The following is a 23,110-nucleotide window of genomic DNA, read 5'->3' as shown; positions in this document are numbered from 1 at the left end:
GAGGCGTCCCACTACGGGACCGAGTGGATCCGCTACCGGGGTACCGTTACCGGCCGTCGGTATGGGTCGTGAGTAGGGTCAGCCCGGGAAGTTCATGACGTCGAGGCCGCGTCCGGCGAACCACGGCTGCGGGTCGATCTTGCCGACACCCGGCTGGTGCACCTCGAAGTGCAGATGCGGTCCGGTGGACTGGCCACGGCTGCCGACGGTGGCGATCACATCGCCGGCCTGTACCGGCTGGCCGACCTGGACCAGGATGTCCTGCATATGGCCGTACACGCCGACAGTGCCGTCGTCCTGCTGGACACGCACCCACAGGCCGAAACCGGTAGCGGGGCCGGCCTCGATCACCACGCCGTCGGTGACCGAGCGGATCGGCACACCTTGCTGGCCGGCGAAGTCGATACCGAAGTGGTTGGCGCCCCAGCGCGGGCCGAAGCCGGAGCTCACGACAGCATCGACCGGACGTACGGTGGTGGGCCGGGGTAGCGGAGGTGGGAAGGGGAATGCGACGGGCTGGTTGTCCGCAGCGGGCTTGTTCGGGTCCCAAGCCGCGGGGTCGTGGGAGTGGGCCTGTTGCTCGGCTGCGGGCGCGTCGGTGGCGGCCGGCGCGGGCGCGGTGGCGGCCACGTTCTTGATCGTTTCGTTATCGGAGTCGGCCCCTGCGGCGAGGAGACCGAAACCGGCAAAGAGCGCAGTCGTGGTGGCGACAACCTGCGTCGTTACGCGACGACGGCCGATCGACGGCACCGTGAGCTTGCGGAGAGGTAACGGAAGGGTCACGGGCATGAGCTACAAGCTAGGGGACTTTCAGGCCGAGTCAGCAAGCATGTGGTTACCGTCACTCTCGGTGCATAAGCCCAGGTCGCTTATAACCGTCCGGTAACGAAACCCGAAATTTCCCGCGTCGAGCTGCACAAATGAGACATCCGGCGGGGGTTTGACCGAGGGGTTGCCCGATGGAGACACTGTATGAGTGGTCGCTAACAGAGCTGCGCCGCTGATCGCCCTCGCCGACCCCACCCGGCGGGCGATATTCGAAGCGTTGCCCTCGGGCCCGCGCTCGGTGGGTGAGCTGGCGAAACAGGTGGGGATCAGCAGTTCGGCCGTATCGCAGCATCTGCGAGTACTACGCGAAGCACGCCTGGTGATGGTGCGCCCTGTGGGCAATCGGCGGCTCTACTCGCTCGACCCGCGCGGCCTCGGGGACGCCCGTGACTACCTGGAGCAGTTCTGGCCGAGCGCCCTCGCCGCCTATGCCGCCGCATTGAGTGAGGCACGCGGACGCGTATGACCCGCCCGCCTGTGGTCAGCCCACCCGGCGGTACGCGGCTCCCGTCACCCCGGCCTCGGCGCGGCGCTTGCTCAGCTGCCGGTCCAGTGCCGCGATCACTTCGGCGGCGCCGATCTGCAGGAGACCGGGATCTTGTGTGGCACCCTCGCGGTCACCGGTGCGCCCCGCCCACAGCACTTCGTGCCGGTTGAGCAGATGCCCGGGCGGTCCGCTCTGCGCAGGGGCGGTGGGCCCGAACAGTTGCACCGTGCGGGTCCCGAACGCGGTCGCGAGATGCGCGACCCCGGTATCGCCGCACAGGACCACCGACGCCTCGGCCACGGTGGCCGACAGTTCGATCAGGTTCTGGTTACCGGCCAGCACTCGTTGCCCGGCCAGTCCTGCCCGGGAGGCGATACCGTGGGCGCGTTCGCGATCGCCTTCGTTGCCGGTGAGGACCACTTCGTGGCCCAGCACCAGCAGATGCCGGATCACCGCCGCGAACCGATCGGCCGGCCACCGCCGTGCGGCGGCGCCGGCACCGACGTGCACGACCACACAGTCGCGGTGGCTGGTGGTGGCCACCGGCGGTACCAGCCCGAGATTGCGGCGGTCGGCGCCGATCCCGTCGAATTCCAGCAGATGGCACCAGCGGTCGATCGGATGCCGATCCTCGTGCCAGTCCGGGCCGGGAATTTCCGGGAATGCCGTATTGCGGTAGGTGAGGATACGTTCGGCACCGGTTTTGGCGAGTTCCACGATCGGCGTGGCCTCGGCACCGTGCAGATTGACGGCGAGTTTCGGGGCCGGCCCGTCCCAGCGCAACCCCTGCGGGTCGGCGATGGGCACCATCTCGTCCACCAGGGCCATCACCTCGACGATCGGGCGCAGACGATGCGGGGTGGCGAGGACCAGGTGATCGTTACGCCGGGCCCGTCGCAGGGCACGCAACGCCGGAACAGCGGTGAGCAGTTCACCGAGACCGCGTGCCTGAAGCACGAGAACTACCGACACCCGACTCTCCTAGCCACCTGTTGCCCATTGCGCCCCCTTCCCCGCACCATCCCGAGGGCTGGACCACGACGAGAGCATTCCTTTGGTTGACTACCCGTGGGCTCGGTGGGCAAACGTTGGCCGATCGCGGCCTGGATCACATGTCGTGGTTCACGGAATATGTGGTGATCCGCCGTGGCCGGTCGCGGCGGCGGTATGGTTCCGCGGCTTGCGCTTCGGTAATGTCGGCTCGGTCTGCAGGGAAGACCGGTGCGAGTCCGGGGCTGTCCCGCAACTGTGAGGTTCGTTTTGCGAACCGAAGCCAGATACCTGCGGATGAGGTACTGAATGGTCATGATCACGTGGGTATTGATCGATGCGCCGGACCAGCCGCCTGCGCGCGGCCGGTTTCGCATATCTGTGTCGCGTGAACTGCCCTGACGCGACGGGAGTCGGATATGCGTGGCATGCCACCGGAGTGGAATCGTCGAACGTTCTTGCTGGGCAGCGCGGTGGCCGCGGGTGCGCTGGCCGTCGGATGCGGCGGATCCGGGTCCGCCGCCGATATGTTCACGGCGGCCTTCCAAGGATCGGGTGCGGGGGAGGGGATCGACCCTGGGGTGAACACCCTGTTCATCGACGAAGCCCGGATGAAGGCGGTGTACGACGGGTTGTTCGAGGTGGATTCGGCGATGACGCCGATCCCGCGCCTGGCGGAATCGGGGGAACCCAGCACCGACGGCACCCGCTGGCGGATCGCACTGCGCGATACGCAATGGCACGACGGGAAGAAATTCACCGCGCACGATGTGCTCTACACCCTGTCCCGGGTGCTCGGGCCCGCGCCGCAACGCCCTTTCATCGCGGCGTCCTCACTGGATGGGGTCGATCTTTCCGGGTGCCGGGCGGTCGACGACCGGACCGTCGAGATCGCGCTGAAGGAGCCGTCTTTCGAGTTCCTCATCGCCCTCTCGGTCTACGGGACCAAAATCGTGCAGGACGGTGCGACCGATTTCCGCCGGCCGGTGGGCACCGGCCCCTTCGTATTCGAATCCTTCGACCCCGGCCGCCAGTTCATCGCCACCCGTAACGAGCGCTACTGGGCGGGCGCCCCGGGGATCGGTGAGCTCCGGATCGTCAGCGCCGAGGCCGATGCCCGAGTGAACGCGGTACAGAGCGGGGAGATCGACTACGCCGATAATCTCACCCCCTCGGCGGCCCGTACCCTCGAAGGCCGGTCCGGAACCACGCTCGTATCCACACCGGGCAGCGGTATCTACTTCTTCGCGATGAAAACCGACCGCCCGCCGTTCGACAACCCGGATGTGCGCCGGGCGATGATGCGGATGGCCGACCGGTCCGAGCTGCTGAAGGTGGCGCTGGAAGGGCAGGGGGAGATCGCCAACGACGTCTTCGGCAAGGGCTACCAGTACTACGCCGACCTGCCGCAGCACGACTACGACCCCGACGAAGTGGGCCGGTTACTGCGTCGCGCCGGCGTGCGCGACCTCTCGTTCGACCTGTTCACCGCGCCGGTGGCCTACGGCTTCGTCGAGGCGGCAAGGCTCTTCGCCGACCACGCCGCCACCTGCGGAGTGCGGGTGAACGTGGTGCTGGGTTCCAAGGACACCTATTACACCGATGCACTGGAGACCGGGCACCTCACCATGGGGCAGTCCGGGCCGCTGCCGATCCCCAACCATTTCGCGTCCCGGCTGCTGAGTCATTCCCCGCAGAACCGCACAAAATGGTCCGATCCGGAGTTCGACCGGCTCTATGCCAGGGCTCGAGGCACCCGGAGTCCGGAGGGGCGCACGGCGCTCTACCGGACCATGCACGAAATACAGCACGACCGCGGTGGTTTCATCTTTTTCGGCACCACCAACTGGAACAGCGCTTGTGGTGACCGTTTCGTGGAGCTTCCGGCGGCCGTACCGAACTCGCACGAATGGGCCCGCTTCGACCAGGTGCGTGCCCGATGACGCCCAACCTGGATCCGGCGCGAGCGCGCTACTGGCTCGAACGCTGGGACCGCCAGCAGGAACGGTATATGCCCGATCGCGAAATGCGGTTCGATGTGATCGGTGATGTGCTGACCGAACTGCTCGACCGGCCCGACCCGCTGATCGTCGATCTCGGGGTGGGCCCGGGAACCCTGGCCGAGCGGCTGCTGGCCCGGCTACCGGGCGCCACGGTGGTCGGTGTCGATGCCGACCCGCTCCTGCTCGCCCTGTGCGAGGCTGCCCACGGGTCGCACCGGCTACGCACGGTTTTCGCCGATCTACGCGAACCCGGCTGGCCGGCAGCGCTGGGCCTGAACCGCGCGCCGGACGCCTTCGTGAGCACCACCGCACTGCACTGGATGAATCGCGAACCACTCCGGAGGCTGATCCGCACCTGCGCCACCGTCCTCCCGCCCGGCGGGATATTCGTCGACGGCGACCATCTTTACGAGGGCCCGGCCGGCCCGCGCCTGGACGCCCTGGGCCGGGCGTTGACCGTCCGCCGGGCGGAACGCTGCGGCACGGCGGGCGCCGAGGACTGGGCGGACTGGTGGGCGGCGGTGGACAACGCTCCCGAACTCGCCGAACTGGTCCGGCTACGGGACGGCGGATTCGAACACAAGGTGCACGACCGGCCCACTGCCCACGACTATCTCGCGTTCGCGATCGAGGCCGGATTCGCCGAAGCCGGAACCGTCTGGCAGTACGGGGACGATCGCGTCGTGGTAGCGATCCGGTGATCGTCCGGTGATATCAGCAGCCCGCCCCGGCGTGCGGTTGCTCGTCCGCCGTGCCGGGATCGGTGTCGGCCAGCTCGCTGTGCTGCTCGTGCTGGTTTTCCTGCTGTCGCTGCTGTTGCCCGGCGATGCCGCGGATGTGCAGAACAACACCGTCCTCAGCGCCGCTCAGCAGGAGCACGCCCGGCACCTGCTCGGCCTCGACGTCTCGCCGGTGACCAGATTCCTCGAATGGCTCGGCGATGCGATACGCGGGGATTTCGGCACCTCCTATGCCAACGGTGCGAGTGTCGGATCGGTGATCGCCGGCCCGTTCCTGGTCACCGGGCTGCTCGCCGGGCTGGCGTTACTCGTGCTCGTCCCCGTCGCAGTGACCGCAGGTTTCGCGGCAGGCCTGCGCCCCGGTTCGGCGGCCGACCGCCTGATCACCTCGATCAGTATCGGGTTGGATTCGATCCCCGACTTCGTCCTCGCCGTCCTGCTGGTGGCGGTGCTGTCGGTTCGGCTCGACCTCCTGCCGGCGACCTTCTTGGGCGCCGATCTACCGGCGCTGCTGGAACGGCCCGAATATTTGGTGCTACCGCTGGTCGTCACGGTCGCGCGCGTCGCCGCGCCACTGGTCCGGTTGGTCCGTGCCGGCGTGATCGAGGTGGCGGACCAACCCTATATCGCGCAGGCACGGCGGCTCGGAATCCACCGATTCTCGCTGCTGGTCCGGCATATGGCACCCAATGCGCTGGCCCCGGCGATGCAGGAGCTCGGCCGCACCGGTGACGGTCTGCTGTCCGGAGTGCTGATCGTGGAAGCGGTATTCGCGGTACCGGGTATCGCCACCGAACTCATCGGCGCCATCGGAAACCGGGACGATCCCGTGATCCTCGCGATCGTCGCGATCACCGGGGTGATCGCCGTCGTGGTGAATACGGCGATAGATATGGCCGGGCACCGGCTGAACCCGGCGGCCGCGGCGCAGGTACGGATATGACCGCGCGGCGGTGGGTGTACGCGGCGTTCATCGCGGTACCGCTGCTGTTCGCACTGGCCGGGCCAGTGCTCGCACGTGGCGCGCCGGCCGGCCGGCTGGCGCCGTTCGGGCCGTCCCCGTGGTCGCCGTTCGGCACCGACCGGCTGGGCCGGGATGTTCTGGCCGCCGCACTCAACGGCGGGCAGACTTTCCTGACCGTCGGCGTGCTCACCGTGCTGGGAGCCTACTTCGCCGGGTTCCTCATCGGCGTATCCGCGGCCGCCGCACCGCGCCGGTGGCTGGACGATCTGCTCATGCGGCCGGTGGATGTGCTGCTCTGCATCCCCGCCCTGTTGCTCATCATGGTGGCAGCCCTGCGCACCCAGGGATCGGCCGTGGCGATCGCCTGCGCCATCGGGTTCGCCCTGGTGGCCCCCATCGCGCGGTTCGTCCGTATGGCGGCCGCCGGGATAGTGCACGGGCCCGTCATGGACGCACTACGGATGCAAGGCGAGAGCCGCGGCTACCGGTACGGGCGGTACGCGGTCCGCGCGATGGCCCGGCCCGTCGCCGCCGATGTGGGTGTCCGCTTCACCGCCGCCGTCTATTTCCTCGCCTCCGCGAATTTCCTCGGACTCGGTTTCGACACCACTTCCACCGACTGGGCGGTCTCGGTGGCAGCCAACAAGGATGCGCTGATGATCGCGCCGTGGTCGGTGGTGCTGCCCGGTGCGCTCATCGTCCTGCTGGCGATGGGGACGAATCTGCTGGTCGACGATCTGCTGTCGGATCCGCGCACACGGGCCGCGGCCGGCGCCCGCCGGCGCCGTCCCACGGCACCCGCCGGAACAGCGCATCGAGCCCGCCCGCGACGGTCTTGCCGAGTGGGCAACCATGGCTGACCCCTTGATCTCGGTGCGCAACCTCAATGCCCGGGCGGGCACGAGCGCGATCCTGCACGCCGTCGACGTCGATATCGAGCCGGGGCAGATCCTTACCTTGTTCGGGCCGTCCGGTGCCGGAAAAACCACCCTCGCAGCGGCCGTCGCCGGCGTGGACCGCCCCGGCATCGATGTATCCGGCGAGATCCGGTGTGCACCGGACCTCCGGATCGGCTACCTGCCGCAATACGCGGCCGGCACACTGAATCCGGCCCGGCGGATCGGGGCGGCGCTCGGCGAACTGGTGACCCGGCAACACCGGCGCAGCGGCGGCCGCCGGATGAGCGCGGAGGCCCGCAGGGAGCGGGTCGCGCGGGCATTGGCGACCGTCGCGATCGATACCGGCGACCGCGACCGGATACTCCGTAAATACCCGTTCGAATTCTCCGGCGGTGAACGGGCCCGGCTGGCACTCGCTCAGGTGTTGGTGTGCGAGCCGGGAATACTGGTTGTCGACGAGCCGACAGTCGGGCTGGACTCGCTGGCCCGGGCTGCGCTGCTGAGCGCGTTGCGGGACCTGCGGGGTGCGGGAAAGGCCGTACTGCTGGTCACCCACGACCCCTACGTGGTCGAGCAACTGAGCGACCGCACACTTTTCGTCAGCGGCGGCCGTCTCGTCGAACCGGAACCTACGCCCGTCGGCCACCTCGGTGTGACGGGGCCGCGCCGGGAGTCGCGCGGTGAACCGGCCTTGCGGGTCCGCGGCCTCGCGGTCGGCTCTCGGCACACACCGATCCTGCGGGATATCGATCTGGACCTGCATCCCGGCGAAATGCTCGGTCTCCTCGGCATCTCCGGTGCGGGCAAATCGACACTGGCCCGGTGTATCGCGGGACTGGCCCGGCCGGTCGCCGGGGATATCTGTGTGAATGGGGAGAGGCTCCCCGTACTGCGCCGCCGGACCCGGCAGCAGATCGGCCGGGTCCAGTACGTCTGGCAGGAATCCGCGGCCGCCTTCGACCCCCACCGCGACATCCTGGACCAGGTATCCGCCACCGGGATCAGGCTGCGCGGGCTGGACCGGGCCCGGGCCCGGTCCGCTGGTGCGGCGTTGTTGGCCGACCTCGGAATCGACGCTGAGCAGGCGGTCCGCCTGCCCGCCGGGCTTTCCGGCGGGCAGCTCCAACGCGCCGCCCTCGCCCGGGCACTACTCGCCCGGCCCCGGATCCTGCTGTGCGACGAGGTGACCACAGCGCTGGACAAACCCACCGCCGCCCTGATCCTCGACCACCTGGACGATTACCGGCGGAGGACCGAGGCCGCGGTCCTGTGGATCAGCCATGATCTGAGTAGCCAGCTGGACCGCGCCGACCGGCTTGCAGTACTGGACGGCGGCCGGATCACCGATATCGGCCCACCGGTCGCGTTGACCGGCAGCTCCGGCCCGGAAATCCTCGCCCGCCTCCTACAGGCGGACAGCACTGGCGATCGCGTTCAGTTCCGGCCCGCGGTGATGTAGTCGTACATCGGGTCGACCAGTTCGAGCAACCGCGCGATTTCGGTATCGGTGAACCTGTTCCGGCGGCTGATGACGATCAGCACGAGATCGTTGATGGCTCGGGCAATACTGTCGAATTCACCGCCCGCAAGTACTCCGGTCTCCGCGGTGTGCGGGTCCGCGGCGGCGGGAACCGAGTGCCGTAATTCGGCGCCGGCCTGCGCGGCGCGGGCGCGGAGGACACCGGCGGATCCCCGCGGGCTGGTCACTCCGGCGGCGTGATCGTAGAACTGGACGGCGGCTTGGAGCAGGCCTTCGGGGCGTGGATGAACGATCGACCCGGCGGCCGGTTCCGTTGGGCGCGCATCTGTTTCCGTCGCGGTGAGGGAATATGCTTTCGCAGTGAGGTATCGCGCAACCAGAAGGTCTCGCAGGGCACCGAATTCCGCGGTGCGCAGTAGATCCACGGCTGCTTGCCGGTAATTCTCGACGGCGGCGACCGTCGTCGCAGGATCGGTGATGTGCCCGGTGCGGCGAGCGAATTCGCTCAGGCGCAACAGTGCCCGGATATTGCCCTCGTGCCGTCGGCGCTCCCCGGTGGTGACCGCGAAGCAGGCCAGCAGGTCCTGGATGAGCGTCTGCGCGCTGTCGCCGAACAATGCGACGAACTGCTCGCCGGACTCGGGATCGCCGCCGTAGGCCATATCGATCCGGCACAGGGCCGCGATGATCTCGGACAGCTCACCGGCCTGCAGACGATCCTGGGGTTCGCGCGCCCGGTCCGATTCCAGTGCGAGCGCAGGTAGTTCCCGGGCGACGGTGTACACGGCGTGCATCTCGCGCCACGGATCCTCCTCGGCGAGAGCACGCGCGTGGTCGATATGGAACCGGGCGAGCAGCCGGTGCAGGTCCCAGCCGAGCGCCTCGGCGAATTCGAGCTCGGTCTCCCTGATGGTGCGTAACCGGCTGAGGCCGGTCGGCTCGTAGTCGAGATTCCGTGACAGCACCGCCTCGGCCGCGGCGGCAGCCCGGGCACAGCGGATACCCATCATGCAATCGAGGCGCGAGCCCCGGTCGGCCAGTTCGAGTCCGCGGCGCGCCCAGTCCCGGGCGGTTGCGACCCGGGCGTGATCGCCCCGGCGGCGTTCCCGAAGTCCGCGTTCGGCGAGTTCGGCGGCCCAATAGAGCATATCGGCACGATCGTCCGCTCCGGCGGCCCGGACGAACTGGTCGGCCAGTTGATCCAGGTCGTAGTGGCGGCCGGCGAATCTCGCTTCCAGCCGCCGGGTATCTCCGCCCTCCGGTGGCGCCGCCGGGCGCCCCGCCGCCAGCCGGAGTACCTGGTCGGGAACCGGCCGGTCGGCCGCGGTCATCGTGTCGGCGACTGCGACAGCCAGAGCCTCGACGGTTTTGAAGTGTTTCCACATGGTGGCCTTCGGTATCGGTCCCTCGGTGCCGTCGCGCCGGATGTAGTTGCGGGCCTGGACGCAGATATCGGCGGTGGTGAGATGGGCGAGCGCATCGTCGGTATCCGCTTCGGCGAGGCGTTCGGTCATGAGTTGCTCGGCAGCCGCCACGATCATCGCCTTGGTCCGCTCTTCGATGGCACGGCCGCTGCGCTGCTGATAGCTCGTTCCCGGCCCGCGATGTATTGCAGTAGACGACATGCCGGAAAGTTTATTGCGGTGCACAGCGCTGTGAACGCGTCTATCGGAGCTAGGGTCGGCACCGCACGGCGACCGAGAGCTCGATCGAGACAACGAAGGGCGTACACAGTGGAGGCGACGACCGCTGCCAAACTGAAACAACTGCGGGAGAATCTGGCGGTTGCGCACGAACCGGCCGGCCCGGCGGGTGTCGCCAAACGGGCCGCAAAAGGTATCCGCAGCCCCCGCGAGCGTATCGATATGCTTCTCGACAAGGGGAGTTTCGTCGAGATCGGCGCGCTGGTCCGGCAACCCGCCGATCCGGGCAGCCTCTACGGTGACGGTGTCGTCACCGGGCGCGGCACGGTCGACGACCGCCCCGTGGTGGTCATCGCCCATGATCAGACGGTGTTCGGCGGTTCCGTCGGCGAGATGTTCGGCCGCAAGGTGGCCGCAGCGATGGATCTCGCCGCCGATATCGGCTGTCCGTTCGTGGCGATCAACGATTCCGGGGGCGCCCGGGTACAGGACGCGGTCACCTCGCTGGCCTGGTACGCCGCCATGAGCCGGCGGCAACTGGGCTTGTCCGGCGTGGTGCCGCAAGTTTCGGTGATGCTCGGTAAATGCGCGGCCGGTGCCGTGTACTCACCGATCAACACCGATGTGCTGGTCGCGACCGAATCCGCTTATATGTTCGTTACCGGCCCCGACGTCATCCGGGAGACCACCGGCGAAGAGATCACACTCGAAGAACTCGGTAGTGCCCACAACCAGGCCCAGAACGGAAATATCCACCATGTCGCCACGGACGAGGAGGCGGCCCTTGCGTGGGTGCGCAATTATCTGAGCTTCATGCCGTCCAATTGCTTCGACCGGGCGCCGCTGGTCAATCCCGGCCTCGAACCCGAGCTCACCGATTCCGATCGTGAGCTCGATTCGATCGTGCCGGATTCCGATCGCGCCGGTTACGACATGTACGACGTACTGCTCAAGATCTTCGACGACGGCGAATTCCATGAGGTCGGCGACGCGACGGCACGCAATATGATCACCGGTTTCACCCGGGTCGACGGCCGTAGTGTCGGTGTGGTGGCCAATCAGCCGTTGGTGTCCAGCGGTGCGATCGACGCCCGCGCTTCGGACAAGGCAGCGCATTTCATCCGTTTGTGCAATGCGTTCGACCTCCCGCTCGTCTTCGTTGTCGACACACCGGGCGTGCTACCCGGGGTCGAGGAGGAGAAGATCGGCGTGATCAAACGTGGCGGCCGGTTCTTCTACGCGGTGGTCGAGGCCACTGTCCCGATCGTCACCGTGGTGGTGCGTAAGGCATACGGCGGCGGCTACGCGGTGATGGGCTGTAAACAACTCGGTGGCGATATCAATCTCGCCTGGCCGACCGCGCGCATCGCCGTTATGGGCGCCGAGGCCGCCGTGGGGCTCACCCAGCGCCGGCAGCTCGCCGCAGCCTCCGAGGAGGAGCGCCCCGCGCTGCGACAGCAGATGGTCGACTTCTACAACACCGCTGTGGCGACGCCATGGACAGCGGCTGAACGCGGATATATCGACGCGGTGATCGAACCGTCGCAGACGCGGTTGGAGATCCGCCGGGCGCTGCGCCTGCTCCGCGACAAGTCCGTCCGGCACGGGCCGCGCAAGCACCACCTCATGCCGTTGTAGCCGGTACTGGGCCCCGGTGGCGGACGAGGTCCGCCGCCGGGGCGGCCCTCCTGCTAGAGTGAATTCTAGTTTTTCGATCGGAGGTGGGCCGTGCCGCGGATAGCGGAGCCCCGTGAGCCGGGGCAACCGTCCACCACGGGGCAGCTGGCACGTCGGCGCGCAATCCTGCGCGCGGCCGCCCGGCTCGGCGCGGAGTCGGGTCTCGAACGAGTCCAGATGTCGGAGATCGCGACGGCCGCCGGGGTCGCGCTCGGCACACTGTACCGGTACTACCCGTCGAAACATCACCTGTATTGGGGGGTACTGGCGACTGCTGTCGAAAAGCTGCCCGCGCCCCCGCGAGATCCCGCCGACCCGGTGGGCGCCGTGGCGGATTTCCTGGAGAGCGCGGTGGTCGAGCTGCTCCGGCGTCCCCGGCTCGGCCGCGCCATGCTGGTGTCGGCCAATGCCGTGCGATCGGCCGAGACGGGCGCGGACAACGTTACGATGCGGGACCGCATCATCGCCGTTGCCGGTATCACCGACCCGGAACCCGGAGATCTCCAGCTTGCGCGGCTGGCGGAACAAACCGCGTACGGCATCATGACCTGGGCCACGGCTGGGTTACTGGAGGCGGGGGAGGCGGCGGCCGATATGCGCCGGGCATGCAAGCTGCTGCTGGCCCCGTGGGCCGGACAGAAATAGGCGGATTACGGGGCGTGCCGCCCGTCGGGCTCGGGCTGCGCCAGTGGTCCGGCCGGTTTGCGGCGTCGTTCCCAGGCCCGCGCGAGCAGGATCGTCAGCCCGACATACGCCCAGCCCGCCAGCACGTCGACCACATAGTGCTCGCCCCCATAGACCAGTGTGAAAGCCATCGCCAGCGGAAACAGTGCCAGGGGGATCTTCCACCACCAGTTCCGGGCCGAGGGCCACAGCGCGACAGTCACCAGCAGCGCGAACGCGGAGTGCAACGACGGCAGGGCTGCCACCGGATTCCCCTGTGCCGCAAGCCAGTCGCCACTGACATCCACCGACAGCAGATGGAACCCGAACCCGGTTCCCCGGTAGACCTCGGCACCGAGCACGCCTTCGCGGGCCGCGTACCAGGGAGGCGCGGCCGGTAACAGCACATAGGTCAGCAGACCGAGATAGGACAGCAGCACGATCCGGCGCATGTACTTCGACCAGCGGTCCCGCGACTGTACGTAGAAGATCGCGGCGATCAGCCAGGGAAGAACGAAATGACTGGTGTAGACCATCCCCGTGAAAAGAGTCCACCACGGTTGCGCACCATCGTGGATCAGGTGGTCCTGTAACCACACCGTCGGGATCGTGCCGCCGAACAACCAGCTCTCCGCCGTCACCAATTCCTCGACTCGCACCGGCATTCCGAGCGTGTTGGCGATACCGCGGGTGTGGTCGTAGACGACCAGCGCGGCGATCAGCGGAATCCAATCGATCAGCGTGCGCACATGGTCGCGCCACGGGCGGTCCGGACTGAAGGCGGCGATCCCGACGACGATCCAGACAGCCTGATATATCCGATCGGTCGGCAGTCCGAACACGACGGTGACAACCACCAATGCCAGCAGATAGGCCGACCACACACCGCTGCGCAGCAGCCAATGTGGCCGCTGTCCGGTCAGCGCCTCGATTGTGGGGGCACCCATCTCCTCAGTTTTCCATCAGCCGGCCGAGAGATGAACGGGCAACGACCGGGAAATGACATCCGCCGCCCAGCTGCGGCCGTCCCCGCCGCCGCGCGCATTAGGCTCGGGCGGTATGAACCTGGGCGAAGTGGCCGCGGATCTGTACGGGCGAACGCCCGCGGAGTTCGTGGCTGCGCGCAACGAACAGGTACGTGCCGCCAAGGAGTCGGGGGCCGAGAAACTGGCCGCCGATATCGCGGCCCTGCGTAAACCCACAGTGGCGGCGTGGACGGTGAACATGCTGGTGCGCACGGCACCCGACGAGGTCGCCGCCCTGCTGCGGCTGGGTGTGGATCTGCGTACCGCGCAGCGGGAACTATCCGGGAAACAACTGCGGTTACTCACCGCGCAGCGGCGCCACGTGGTCGACGCGCTCGCCGCGCGGGCCGGCACGGTCGCCGCCGAACACGGACAGCCGGTGACCGCTGCCGTGCTCCGTCAGGTCGGTGAGACCCTGACCGCTGCCCTTGCCGACCCCGAGGTCGCCGAACGGGTCCGCACGGCAACACTGGCGTCGGCGGCGAACTACGCGGGTTTCGGCCCCGTGGGATCCGGCCTGAGCATCGTGCGAGCGGACGAAGGTACCGCCGGGTCACGAGAAAAACCCCGCGGGCGGAAAACATCCGCGAAGCACGCGGAGGCAAAGCGCTCCGATGACGACGAGCAGCGGCGAGTGGCGCGCGAAGCGGCGGAGTTACGGGCCGCTGAGCAGCAGGCGCGCCGCGCGCTGGAAGCCGCCGAACACGACGCCCGGCTGGCCGCCGAAGAACTCCGGCGCGGGGAGGAGCGGCTGGCGGAACTCCGCACCGAGCTTGCCGCCGCCGAAGAAGAACATCGTTTCGCTCGGCAAGCCGAACGCGCCACCCGCTACGAGGTCCGCAGCGCGGCAACCGCACTGGAACGCGCGCGGCGGCGATTGGAGTGAGGGCTGCCGGTCCCCGGGCGCTGTCCTTCCCCGGCCTTGTCTATGCGTGATCGGCCAGTGACCGGTGCCCGGCCCGGCGCGCGCAGTGCGCACAGCAGAAGATCTGTTCCGCCGCCTCGACACCGTGCCCGAGTACCCGGCAGCCACAATGCGCACAGACCGGTGCGAGCTCGCTCGCGGCACATTCGAAACTGTCGAATATCCACGACTGTCCGTCGCGGCTGACAGTGAATGTTTTGTCGTAGTCGTTGCCGCAGGTAACACAGATGGCCATCGTCCACACCTCCCAGGGTTTGCCGGCCGGCGCCGGACCGTGCGACCGGCCTGGTGTCATCGGGGCCGTACCCGGCCCGATGCCGGGCAAACACGTCCTTTATGGGCGTGCCCGGGGGCTTGCTTCGAAACCACCGGACCGTTGTGATCGGCAGGGGCGGTGGAACTGATTCACCCTTCGTGGATGAAGCCGCTCCGCGGACTGCCGGGCACAGTCGACGGATATTCGAGAAGGTCTCAGACCGGCGGCCGGACATGGCGCCGCCCGCGCCCGCGCGAACCGGATCGAGGTCACGCCCATGTCACTTCTGGTCCCCGCAAGTCGACGCCGGACTCTCGACGAGCTCACCGACCGGCTCGACCTGGGCGTCGGGGAAACGACTGCGAAGCGTTCCGCCTTTTGGATCATGCTGACCCTGTCCGGGATCATCGCGGCGTCCGGGGTGGTCGGCGATTCGACCGCGACCGTGATCGGCGCGATGATCGTCGCGCCGCTGTCGGTGCCGATCCTCGGCGTGGGTCTCGGCATCGCCACCGGTCGCGGGGAACTCGTCGCCCGCAGTCTGCTGCTCGTCCTGGCCGGGATCGGCCTGGTCGTTCTCGTGGGTTTCCTGTTCGCGCAGGTACTGCCGAATCCGACGAATGTGCTGTCCAACTCGCAGGTGATCGGCCGCACGTCACCGAAGCTGATGGATCTCACCGCGGCGCTGGCCACCGGGTCGGTAGGTGTTGTGGCGATCATCCGGCGCGATGTCGGTGATGTCCTGCCCGGGGTGGCCATCGCGATCTCGCTCGTCCCGCCGTTGGCGGTGGTGGGGGTCTGCCTGGGGTCGAGTGCGCCGGGGCTGGCGCTGGGCGCCTTCGTCCTCTTCGCCTCGAATATGGTCGCCATGGTCATCACCGCCACTGTGGTGCTGGTGATCACCGGGTACCCGGCCGAAGCCGGTGCGGGAGCCCGGCGGCGCGGGCGCGCGTATGCGGTGCTGGCAGCCGGGTTGATCGTGGTGGCCGTGCCGATGGTGGTGAACTCGCTGTCTTCGCTGTGGGCCGAACAGATCGCCGACGCGACCCGGAACTGGCTGGCGGATGTGCCCGGAGCGCAGGTCACCGATGTCACCCTGCAATCCGATACTGCCACGATCCAGGTGCTGTCGCCGGGCGATCTACCTCCCACCGCCGGCCTGGAACGGTCGGTGCACGAGTTGGTGCCCTGGCATCCCGGCGTCGTGCTCGTGCATACGGTCGGTAGCCGGATCGTGAACTGAGGTCCAGCGACTTCATCCGCTCCGGGTGACGCGGCCACCGTCGCGGATACGGCATATCTGTCCATGAGGAACCGGATGAGGAGGACGCATGACGCACACGACAGGTTCACTGCGCAACCCGGTCTCGCAGGGTGTGGCAGCCGTGACCTCCATCGGGGTCGCAGTGCTGCTGCTCACGGTGGGGGTGCTGTCAATTTTTGCCGGCGGTTCCGCCGTCGCCGCCGACGATCTTTTCGTTGAGGGACCGGCATACCTGTACCAGCTGGACACCACGACCTGGGGCTGGGTGCATATCGTCGTGGGTGCGCTGATCGTGATCGCGGCCGTCGGCCTGCTGGCCGGGGCGGTCTGGGCGCGGGTCACCGCGGTATTCCTCGCCGCCCTGTCGATCGTCGGGAATTTCCTGTGGCTCCCGTACTATCCGTGGTGGTCGATTCTCGTGATCGCCCTCGATGTCGTCGTGATCTGGGCCGTGACCACCTGGACCCCGGACCGGCGATGATCCGGGGCCGCGCGACCCGGGCACGCGAGATCAGCCGCCCGGCAGGGCGACCTCATCCGCGGCGGGTGATGCGCATGCGGTGGCCGGGGCGCCACCCTGACGTTATGACCTACACATCGGATCTCGGCCCGGTCGAATTGGTCGTACTCTCCTTCCCCGGCACGCGGATAGACCGGTCGGTGACGTCCGCGCTGGCCGAGGTGGTGGACCGCGGCCATGTCACGGTCTTGGACCTCATTTACCTGACCATGGACGAGCAGGGAGATCTGGTCCAGGTCGAAGTCGACGAATCGCTCACCGATATCGGGCTCGACGGGCTTACCGTGGATTCCCGCGGCCTGGTAAGCGACGAGGACCTCGCCGTCGTACGGGCCGCGATGGAACCCGGGACCTCCGCCGTCGTGATCGCCTACGAGGAGAGCTGGGCCCGCAAGCTGGCCGACACGGTGCGCGGTGCCGGTGGCGAGGTCGCGCTGCACGTGCAGATACCCCGGGATGCCGTGACGTCGGCATTGTCGGCGGCCACTCGATAAGGAGAATCCCATGGTGTTCCGCGCAGGACGTATCGGTCGGCCGGGGCTGCTCGGCACGGTGGCCCGCACCGCGGTGGTGGCGGGTACCGCCCGCGCGACGGCGAACGCGGTCGACCGGCACGCGCAGCGGCGGGCCGAAGAGAGCCGGCCATACGCCGCGCAACAGGCGCCGCCGCCACCCCCGCAGCAGTACGGTCGACCGGATCCCTACGCCCGGCCGGCACCGGCGCCCGCGGCGGCGGAATCGGAGGACCTGGTCGAGAAGCTGCACAGTCTCGGTGAACTCCACGCCTCAGGTGTGCTCTCCGACGACGAATTCGCCGCGGCGAAACGGCAATTGCTCGGTTGACGGCGGCGTACCGGATGCCGGCTGCGCCGGGCATCGTGGACCGAACAATTGCCGACCGCCGGAATCCGACCTTGCCGTCGGATGAATTCCAGCCCCGGTAGAAGCGAGGAGGCCGGTATGGCCGCAACGTTGACCGTATGGAGGTTCCCGACCGAGACCGGAGCCGACACCGCTGTCGCCACTCTGCAGGATCTGCGCCGCCGCAGACTCATCACGCTGCGCGATGCCGCCGTCGTGAGCTGGCCACCGGAAGCCGGTAAACCGAAAACGCGGCAGTTGCGGAGCCTCGCCGGAGCCGGCGCGCTGGGGGGAGTGTTCTGGGGGCTGCTGTTCGGGATCGCGTTCTTCGTCCCGCTGGTCGGGGCCGCTGTCGGCGCCGGGGTGGGCGCGGTAGCCGGTGCGCTGACCGATATCGGTATCGACGACAAATTCATCAAGGAAGTGAGTACCCGGATCAGGCCGGGCAGCTCGGCGCTGTTCGTCCTCAGCTCGGATGCCGTGATGGACCGGGTACTGAACGAATTCCACGGGCAGAGCCCGGAACTGATATCCACCAACCTGTCTTATGAACAGGAGGAGAATTTGCGCCGGGCGTTCGCCGAGTGAATCCGGTGCCGCTGTCAGCGCTCCGGTGGGGAGGTCCGATGCGGATCCGTCAGCGTCATACTGATGCCGATGAGGAGCCCGACGGTGACGACACTGATCGCGCCGATCAGCGGGCCGAGTACCTCCAGCGCTTCGGCGCCCGCCGGTTCCCCGGCGTGCGTGGTGGCGTGGGCGTGCATCGCGGACATGCCGGTGTAGTGCATGGTCGCCACGCCCGCCGCCATCACCAGCGCGGCCCCCACCGTGGAGACCGCGCCCCAGGAGTGCAGGCTGAACCATAGGGTGGCGGTGGCGGCGCCCACGGCGATCAGCAGGGACAGGGCGATTCGTACAGGGTCGTAATCGATCTGCGCGTTGGTTTGCATCGCCGCCATACCCGTGTAGTGCATGGCACTGATTCCCAGTCCGGTGACCAGCCCTCCGGTGAGCAGGGTGGCGAGTCCCGAACCGGGCGTGCTCACCAGGTAGAGGCCGACGCCGACGACCCCGATCGCGAGGGCAGCGCTGAGCACGGTGAGCGGGACGTCGAAGCGGATCTGGGCGCCGTCGATCGAAAAGCCGAGCATCGCAACGAAATGCATGACCCAGATGCCGGTCCCGCCGATGGCGATCGAGGCCATGATGAGCCAGCCGAGCCGGCGCCGCCCACGGCGGGCCTGTTTGGTGCACTGGAGCCCGATGGCGCAGCCGGTGGCCGAGAGAAAATACGCCAGTGCCGGCGTGAGCCAGCCCAGCGCGAAGTGTTCCAGGTGAAGCATGTCCATCCAATTTCCGCCGGAAATCCCGGTCCTGTTGTGTGAGATAGACAGTACGACAGGCTGATCGAAGAAGTGTGCTGATTATTTGCCAATTTTGGTGGTATCCGTCACATTTGCTGTCTGTGCACTGTGAATACGCAATATTGCATTCTCTGAATGAGGTTGCCGGAAAGCGGATTGCCTACGGGTGGGTCGAGTGTTCCGGTGAAAATCCGCTATACGTCGGATGATTCGTATCTATCGGCGGTGTGGCTGTTCGCTCTCGGGATGACCCGGGGTCTGGGGCGATCAGAAAGGAGGGCGCGTCGGTCGATTCGATGCATGCGATAACCACTGCGTAACCAGAGGTAGCCGAGCTCGTCGAAACCTTTTGATGGTCGGCGCCCGGCGGCGGCCTGTAGAACGGGTATCGGCGGATATCGCCGAACGGTTACATGTACACCGACAGTCCCGGCTGATAGTCATTGGATATGACAACTCCGGATGAGTTCGAATTCGAGGACATCTACCGCACCGGCGGGCCGTTCGGGCCGGGCGCCGAACCGCCGTGGAGTATCGGCGAACCGCAGCCCGCGCTCGCCGCGCTCATCGAACAGGGGCGGTTTCACGGCGAAATCCTCGACGCCGGATGTGGGGAGGGTGCGATCTCGCTGGACCTCGCGGCCCGCGGCTACACGACCGTGGGGCTGGACCTCGCGCCGACCGCGATCGAGTCCGCGCGCGCCGAGGCCCGCCGCCGCGGCCTGGGCAATGCCACATTCGAGGTCGCGGATATCACCTCGTTCACCGGCTACGACGGGCGGTTCGGCACTGTCGCCGACAGCACGCTGTTCCATTCGATACCAGTCGAGGCGCGGGACGGCTACCTGCGTTCGATTGCCCGGGCCGCTGCGCCCGGCGCATCCTACTTCGCGCTGGTCTTCGACCGGGCCGCCTTCCCCGAGCCCGCGGGGCCGGGGCCGGCTCCGGTCTCCGCGGACGAGCTGCGATCGGCGGTTTCGGGGTACTGGGTGGTCGACGAGATCGAGCCGGCGCGGATCCACGCCAAGATTCCCGCCGCCGTTCTGGAGGCGCCGACGGGCAACCCGATGTTCCGGTTGGAGGCCATGCGCGACGAACCGCACGGCCGCAAATCGGTGCCGGCCTGGCTGCTCTCGGCGCACCTGGGCTGATCGTGTCCGTGCAGGGCTGATCGGCGGTCATCGGCCGAGGTGCTCGGGTGCTTCGAGGTTTCCGAGGCGAGCGTCCGGCAGGTCGCCGTAACGGCCTCCTGATTCGGAAATGTCCGTTATTTCCGTAATTATCCGAGTAATCCGCTCGCGCACGATAATTCGTTGTAATACACTGATGTAATTCCATGAATGGTATTCGAATCGCGCTGGAATTCGACTTCTATTAACCTCTGTTTCGTATAACATTTGCAAAACGAGGCGGGTGTGTTTAAATTACGGAACTATCAATGTGTGCGACGCACGGAGCGTTATCGGTTGGATGATTGATTGGAGAAGGAAATGGGTTCTGTCGACCTGGGAAACCTCGGGACTCTGCTGGGTGCGTTCGGGAGCATCTTCAGTGGATTCGGCGATCTGACGAGCTTCTCCGCAGAGTGACAAGTGGCTCGTGTATGCAGGTAGACCTGCGTGAACAGCCTGCTGGATCAGAGATCCGGCGGGCTGTTCTTTTATCGGGCCACGTGGATTCACGTCATCGACGGTGCGATACCTCTCCGCCAAGGTGATTCGGGCCCAGAATTTTGCCGGATGCCGATATCGTTGTGGCCGCTCGGTATTACACCCGGAGCTGTACCGGCTACGCTGGGGGAGATGTCCGAAATCGATAAATTTTCTCGAAGTGGCACCCCACTGTGTGACGAACCCGCCGACTCGGCGAGCAGATGCGGACTCGGGTCGGGCGACCTGTGCATCCCGTATCACCGCGCCCACGACGGCACCTGGGGCTATGTGTGGGGCGACTGCTGGCGGGGGCCGGGGCAATCCGGTGATTACCTCGGTTCCCCCTTGATCCTGGTCGAGGACGATTTCGACCCGTCCGGCGCCCGCCCCATCGAATTCACCCGCCCGCTGCCGGGCGACCGTCCGGCCGGTCAGCTGTTCGACTACCGGCGCCACGCGGACAACGGATTCGGTGTCACCGAGGTATCGCGGATTCCGAACGACGCCATCGAATTCGGCGGCCGCACCTTCGTCCAGTACACCTCCGTGCACACCTGGGTCCCGCCGAACTCCGATACCGACGGATCCGGGTTCTCGGGTGTCGCCTACTCGGACGACTACGGAGTCACCTGGCAGGACTTCGGGTACCACTGGCACGGCGCTGCGCTCGGCATCAATGGGAATCCCTACGGCATGTGGACGTTTGCCGGTATCGATCCCGACGGCTACCTGTACATCTTCGCCAAACCCTGGAACGGCAGCCACCACTACCGCCACGATCGTGGCCGTATCCAGCTCTTCCGCTACGACCCCGCCGATTTCTTCCACGGCGATTTCGCTGCCCAGCAGAACTGGGCCCATGTCGACGGAGAATGGGGCTGGTATCCCGCCGCCCGGCAAGCCCCGACCCCGATCTTCGGCCCGGGCAACAACCTGGGCGAATTCTCGGTCGAACGTATCGGTTCGGTCTATGTGATGTCGTACTTCGACTGCACCGATCTCAGTGTGTGTACCCGGACCGCGCCACGGCCGGACGCGCTGTGGTCCGCCCCGAAAACCCAGGTGGTGCACGATGCCACGGTCGCGCCGGAACATGCGGGCTTCCCGCAACTACCGAACCTCTACGGCGGTTATCTGCACCCCGGGTCGTCCTCGCCCGACAACTTGACCGCGGTGATCAGCCGGTGGACCGGTATTGCCGGCTCCGGCCCATACACCGTGACGCAGTGGACGGGCCTATCGGCCTGAGTGTCGAACTCAGCGGGCGGCTGCCAGTAGGTCCGCTGCCTTCTCGCCGATCACCACCGCGGGTGCGTGGGTATGGCCGCGGATGATCCCCGGCATCACCGAAGCGTCGGCCACGCGCAAACCCTCGACACCGCGCACCTTCAGGTCCGGCGTCACCACGCTGCTGGAATCGCTGCCCATCCGGCATGTGCCCACCGGGTGGTACAGGGTGTGTGAATGCCAGGTGAGCGCCTCTTCGAGGGTTTCGTCGAGGGTGTCGAGCTCCCGTTTGGGTTGCAGGAATGGGCCGAGCGTGGGGCCCAGTGGTGCGGTGCGGGCGATCCGATGCGCAATCCGCAGGCCCTCGAGTAGCGCGGCACGATCGGCACCCTCGCTGTCGGACAAGTATTTCGGGTCCACCAGGGGTTTGGCTGCGGGGTCCGCCCCGGTGAGGGTGACCGTTCCACGGCTGCGCGGGCGCAGCAGGATGGGGCCGAGCGCGACGGCATGCCCCGGGGCCACACCGATCCCTTCGTCGAAGAATGGCGCCGGGCCGAAAATGATCTCGAGGTCGGGCAGTTCGAGATCGGGCCGACTGCGTACGAAACCGTAGGCCTCGCCGACATTCGAGGTGAGTAACCCGCGGCGCCGCAGCAGGTAGTCGAGCAGCTGGCGCGGCTTTTCGGCATCGAAGAGGGTGCCGGAATCGACGCCGAAGCCGATGAGTGAAACCAGGTGATCGCTCATATTGCGGCCGACATCCGGAATATGGTGCAGCACCGGAATACCGTGTGCGCGCAACTGCTGTTCGCCGCCGATACCGGAGAGCATCAGCAATTGCGGGGTGTTGATCGCACCGCCGCAGAGCACGACCTCTTTCCGGGCCTCGACGGTGAAAACCCGATTGTCTTTCCGGTATTCGACGCCGACGGCTCGAGTGCCTTCGAAGATGACCCGGTTCGCGTGCGCCCCGGTGATCACGGTCAGATTCGGCCGCCGTCGCGCCGGCTTCAGATACGCGTCGGCGGTACTCCACCGAGCCCCGCGTTTCTGGGTGACCATCGTCGGGCAGAAGCCCTCCGGCTGCGCCGTATTCGCCCGCTCGTGCTTGAATCCGGCGAGCTCGGCAGCCGCCAGGAACTTCCCGGTCCACGGGTTGGCGGTGCGCTGGTGCGAAATCCGCAGCGGCCCGCTCCTGCCCTCGTCGGGTTCGGACGCACCCTCGACGGCTTCGATCTTCTTGAAATACTCGACGATTCCGGCGAACGACCAGGCATCACCGGCCACGGTGGCCCACTCGTCGTAGTCGGCGGCGAAACCCCGCACCCACATCATGGCGTTCATCGAGGACGAGCCGCCGAGTAGTTTCCCACGCGGATACAAGATCTGGCGATCGCCCAGTTCGGGCTGCGGAGTGGTCAGGTAGCCCCAATCGCATTCACCTCCGAAGAGTTTGGAGAACGCGGCCGGGATATGGGCGAACCGGTTGGTATCCTCCGGACCGGCCTCGAGTGCGACGACCTGGCTGCCCGGATCCTCACTCAGCCGGGCTGCGAGGACTGCCCCGGCCGAACCGGTGCCGATGACGACGTAGTCAGCGGTGGACGGCAGAGCCATATCTGCTTTCATCGTATGCTCC

At 67.1% G+C, this 23,110-nt stretch carries 23 protein-coding genes and 1 riboswitch; of the genes, 16 read left to right on the top strand and 7 right to left on the bottom strand.

The features are described 5' to 3' along the window. Positions 1-78: 78 nt before the first annotated feature. On the bottom strand, positions 79-789 hold the full coding sequence (locus NS6_RS04415) for a M23 family metallopeptidase (RefSeq protein ID WP_068036675.1): 711 nt from the start codon (positions 787-789) through the stop codon (positions 79-81). Between the two features lie 187 nt (positions 790-976). Here NS6_RS04415 and NS6_RS04410 point away from each other — a divergent pair, with 187 nt between their 5' ends. Next, a complete protein-coding gene (locus NS6_RS04410) occupies positions 977-1,294 on the top strand; it encodes an ArsR/SmtB family transcription factor (RefSeq protein WP_068036673.1) in 318 nt (105 codons plus the stop codon). A 15-nt stretch (positions 1,295-1,309) separates the two neighbouring features. On the opposite strand, the gene NS6_RS04405 is transcribed toward NS6_RS04410, so the two are convergent. Further along, entirely contained in the window at positions 1,310-2,287 is a 978-nt protein-coding gene (locus tag NS6_RS04405; RefSeq protein WP_068036671.1) for a glycosyltransferase family 9 protein, read from the bottom strand. Positions 2,288-2,480: 193 nt separating this feature from the next. Beyond that, positions 2,481-2,618: riboswitch (cobalamin riboswitch) on the top strand. Positions 2,619-2,724: 106 nt separating this feature from the next. Here NS6_RS04405 and NS6_RS04400 point away from each other — a divergent pair. Genes NS6_RS04400 through NS6_RS04380 form a run of 5 tightly spaced genes read left to right on the top strand, consistent with a single transcriptional unit; the run spans position 2,725 to position 8,370 of the window. After that, positions 2,725-4,248, top strand: coding sequence for an ABC transporter substrate-binding protein (locus NS6_RS04400; protein ID WP_068036668.1), 1,524 nt, complete (start codon positions 2,725-2,727; stop codon positions 4,246-4,248). Continuing rightward, positions 4,245-5,009 carry a class I SAM-dependent methyltransferase gene (locus tag NS6_RS04395; RefSeq protein WP_068036666.1) on the top strand — a complete coding sequence of 255 codons (765 nt, stop codon included), beginning with the start codon at positions 4,245-4,247 and terminating at the stop codon, positions 5,007-5,009. The genes NS6_RS04400 and NS6_RS04395 overlap by 4 nt, the downstream gene beginning before the upstream one ends. A 7-nt stretch (positions 5,010-5,016) precedes the next feature. After that, positions 5,017-5,991: an ABC transporter permease gene (locus NS6_RS04390; protein WP_245669123.1), complete on the top strand. Its 975-nt coding sequence runs from the start codon at positions 5,017-5,019 to the stop codon at positions 5,989-5,991. Next, positions 5,988-6,872 carry an ABC transporter permease gene (locus NS6_RS04385; protein ID WP_084470606.1) on the top strand — a complete coding sequence of 295 codons (885 nt, stop codon included), beginning with the start codon at positions 5,988-5,990 and terminating at the stop codon, positions 6,870-6,872. The genes NS6_RS04390 and NS6_RS04385 overlap by 4 nt, the downstream gene beginning before the upstream one ends. Beyond that, a complete protein-coding gene (locus NS6_RS04380) occupies positions 6,865-8,370 on the top strand; it encodes an ABC transporter ATP-binding protein (RefSeq protein ID WP_068036657.1) in 1,506 nt (501 codons plus the stop codon). Before NS6_RS04385 ends, NS6_RS04380 begins: the two co-directional genes overlap by 8 nt. Here NS6_RS04380 and NS6_RS04375 read toward each other — a convergent pair. Further along, on the bottom strand, positions 8,346-10,016 hold the full coding sequence (locus NS6_RS04375; RefSeq protein ID WP_157112615.1) for a hypothetical protein: 1,671 nt from the start codon (positions 10,014-10,016) through the stop codon (positions 8,346-8,348). The genes NS6_RS04380 and NS6_RS04375 overlap by 25 nt on opposite strands. 108 nt (positions 10,017-10,124) lie before the next feature. Here NS6_RS04375 and NS6_RS04370 point away from each other — a divergent pair, with 108 nt between their 5' ends. Together NS6_RS04370 and NS6_RS04365 are read left to right on the top strand one after the other, a co-directional pair. Then, a complete protein-coding gene (locus NS6_RS04370; protein ID WP_068036649.1) occupies positions 10,125-11,672 on the top strand; it encodes an acyl-CoA carboxylase subunit beta in 1,548 nt (515 codons plus the stop codon). A 90-nt stretch (positions 11,673-11,762) separates the two neighbouring features. Then, complete coding sequence (locus NS6_RS04365; RefSeq protein ID WP_068036642.1) at positions 11,763-12,356, top strand: TetR/AcrR family transcriptional regulator; 594 nt, start codon at positions 11,763-11,765, stop codon at positions 12,354-12,356. Between the two features lie 5 nt (positions 12,357-12,361). Here the strand turns inward: NS6_RS04365 and NS6_RS04360 are convergent, their stop codons facing one another. Next, positions 12,362-13,321, bottom strand: a complete 960-nt coding sequence (locus NS6_RS04360; protein WP_084470604.1) for a phosphatase PAP2 family protein — start codon at positions 13,319-13,321, stop codon at positions 12,362-12,364. A 112-nt stretch (positions 13,322-13,433) separates the two neighbouring features. Between NS6_RS04360 and NS6_RS04355 the strand changes: the two genes are divergently transcribed. Next, entirely contained in the window at positions 13,434-14,285 is an 852-nt protein-coding gene (locus tag NS6_RS04355) for a coiled-coil domain-containing protein (protein WP_068036639.1), read from the top strand. Between the two features lie 40 nt (positions 14,286-14,325). On the opposite strand, the gene NS6_RS04350 is transcribed toward NS6_RS04355, so the two are convergent. Then, positions 14,326-14,559, bottom strand: a complete 234-nt coding sequence (locus tag NS6_RS04350; RefSeq protein ID WP_068037920.1) for a metallothionein — start codon at positions 14,557-14,559, stop codon at positions 14,326-14,328. A gap of 298 nt (positions 14,560-14,857) precedes the next feature. On the opposite strand from NS6_RS04350, the gene NS6_RS04345 reads away from it, so the two are divergent. The 5 genes from NS6_RS04345 (at position 14,858) to NS6_RS04325 (ending at position 17,813) form a co-directional block, all read left to right on the top strand. Next, positions 14,858-15,823, top strand: coding sequence for a TIGR00341 family protein (locus tag NS6_RS04345; RefSeq protein ID WP_068036635.1), 966 nt, complete (start codon positions 14,858-14,860; stop codon positions 15,821-15,823). A gap of 88 nt (positions 15,824-15,911) precedes the next feature. Further along, positions 15,912-16,325, top strand: coding sequence for a DUF7144 family membrane protein (locus NS6_RS04340; RefSeq protein WP_068036632.1), 414 nt, complete (start codon positions 15,912-15,914; stop codon positions 16,323-16,325). Between the two features lie 104 nt (positions 16,326-16,429). Then, positions 16,430-16,858 (top strand): DUF6325 family protein, encoded by a 429-nt coding sequence (locus NS6_RS04335; RefSeq protein ID WP_068036630.1) that lies wholly within the window; start codon positions 16,430-16,432, stop codon positions 16,856-16,858. Positions 16,859-16,868: 10 nt separating this feature from the next. Beyond that, complete coding sequence (locus NS6_RS04330) at positions 16,869-17,207, top strand: SHOCT domain-containing protein (protein ID WP_068036629.1); 339 nt, start codon at positions 16,869-16,871, stop codon at positions 17,205-17,207. A 117-nt stretch (positions 17,208-17,324) separates the two neighbouring features. After that, entirely contained in the window at positions 17,325-17,813 is a 489-nt protein-coding gene (locus NS6_RS04325) for a DUF1269 domain-containing protein (RefSeq protein WP_068037917.1), read from the top strand. Between the two features lie 14 nt (positions 17,814-17,827). On the opposite strand, the gene NS6_RS04320 is transcribed toward NS6_RS04325, so the two are convergent. Further along, positions 17,828-18,577 (bottom strand): MHYT domain-containing protein, encoded by a 750-nt coding sequence (locus NS6_RS04320; RefSeq protein WP_245669122.1) that lies wholly within the window; start codon positions 18,575-18,577, stop codon positions 17,828-17,830. A 464-nt stretch (positions 18,578-19,041) separates the two neighbouring features. Here NS6_RS04320 and NS6_RS04315 point away from each other — a divergent pair, with 464 nt between their 5' ends. After that, complete coding sequence (locus tag NS6_RS04315) at positions 19,042-19,743, top strand: class I SAM-dependent methyltransferase (RefSeq protein WP_068036626.1); 702 nt, start codon at positions 19,042-19,044, stop codon at positions 19,741-19,743. A gap of 651 nt (positions 19,744-20,394) precedes the next feature. Then, positions 20,395-21,492 (top strand): DUF4185 domain-containing protein, encoded by a 1,098-nt coding sequence (locus NS6_RS04310; RefSeq protein ID WP_068036621.1) that lies wholly within the window; start codon positions 20,395-20,397, stop codon positions 21,490-21,492. A 9-nt stretch (positions 21,493-21,501) separates the two neighbouring features. Here the strand turns inward: NS6_RS04310 and NS6_RS04305 are convergent, their stop codons facing one another. Next, entirely contained in the window at positions 21,502-23,100 is a 1,599-nt protein-coding gene (locus NS6_RS04305; RefSeq protein WP_068036618.1) for a GMC family oxidoreductase, read from the bottom strand. Positions 23,101-23,110 lie beyond the last annotated feature (10 nt).

The organism is Nocardia speluncae NBRC 108251 (genome assembly GCF_001613245.1).
Lineage (GTDB): Bacteria > Actinomycetota > Actinomycetes > Mycobacteriales > Mycobacteriaceae > Nocardia > Nocardia speluncae.
This window is presented reverse-complemented; position numbering and strand designations above follow the sequence as displayed.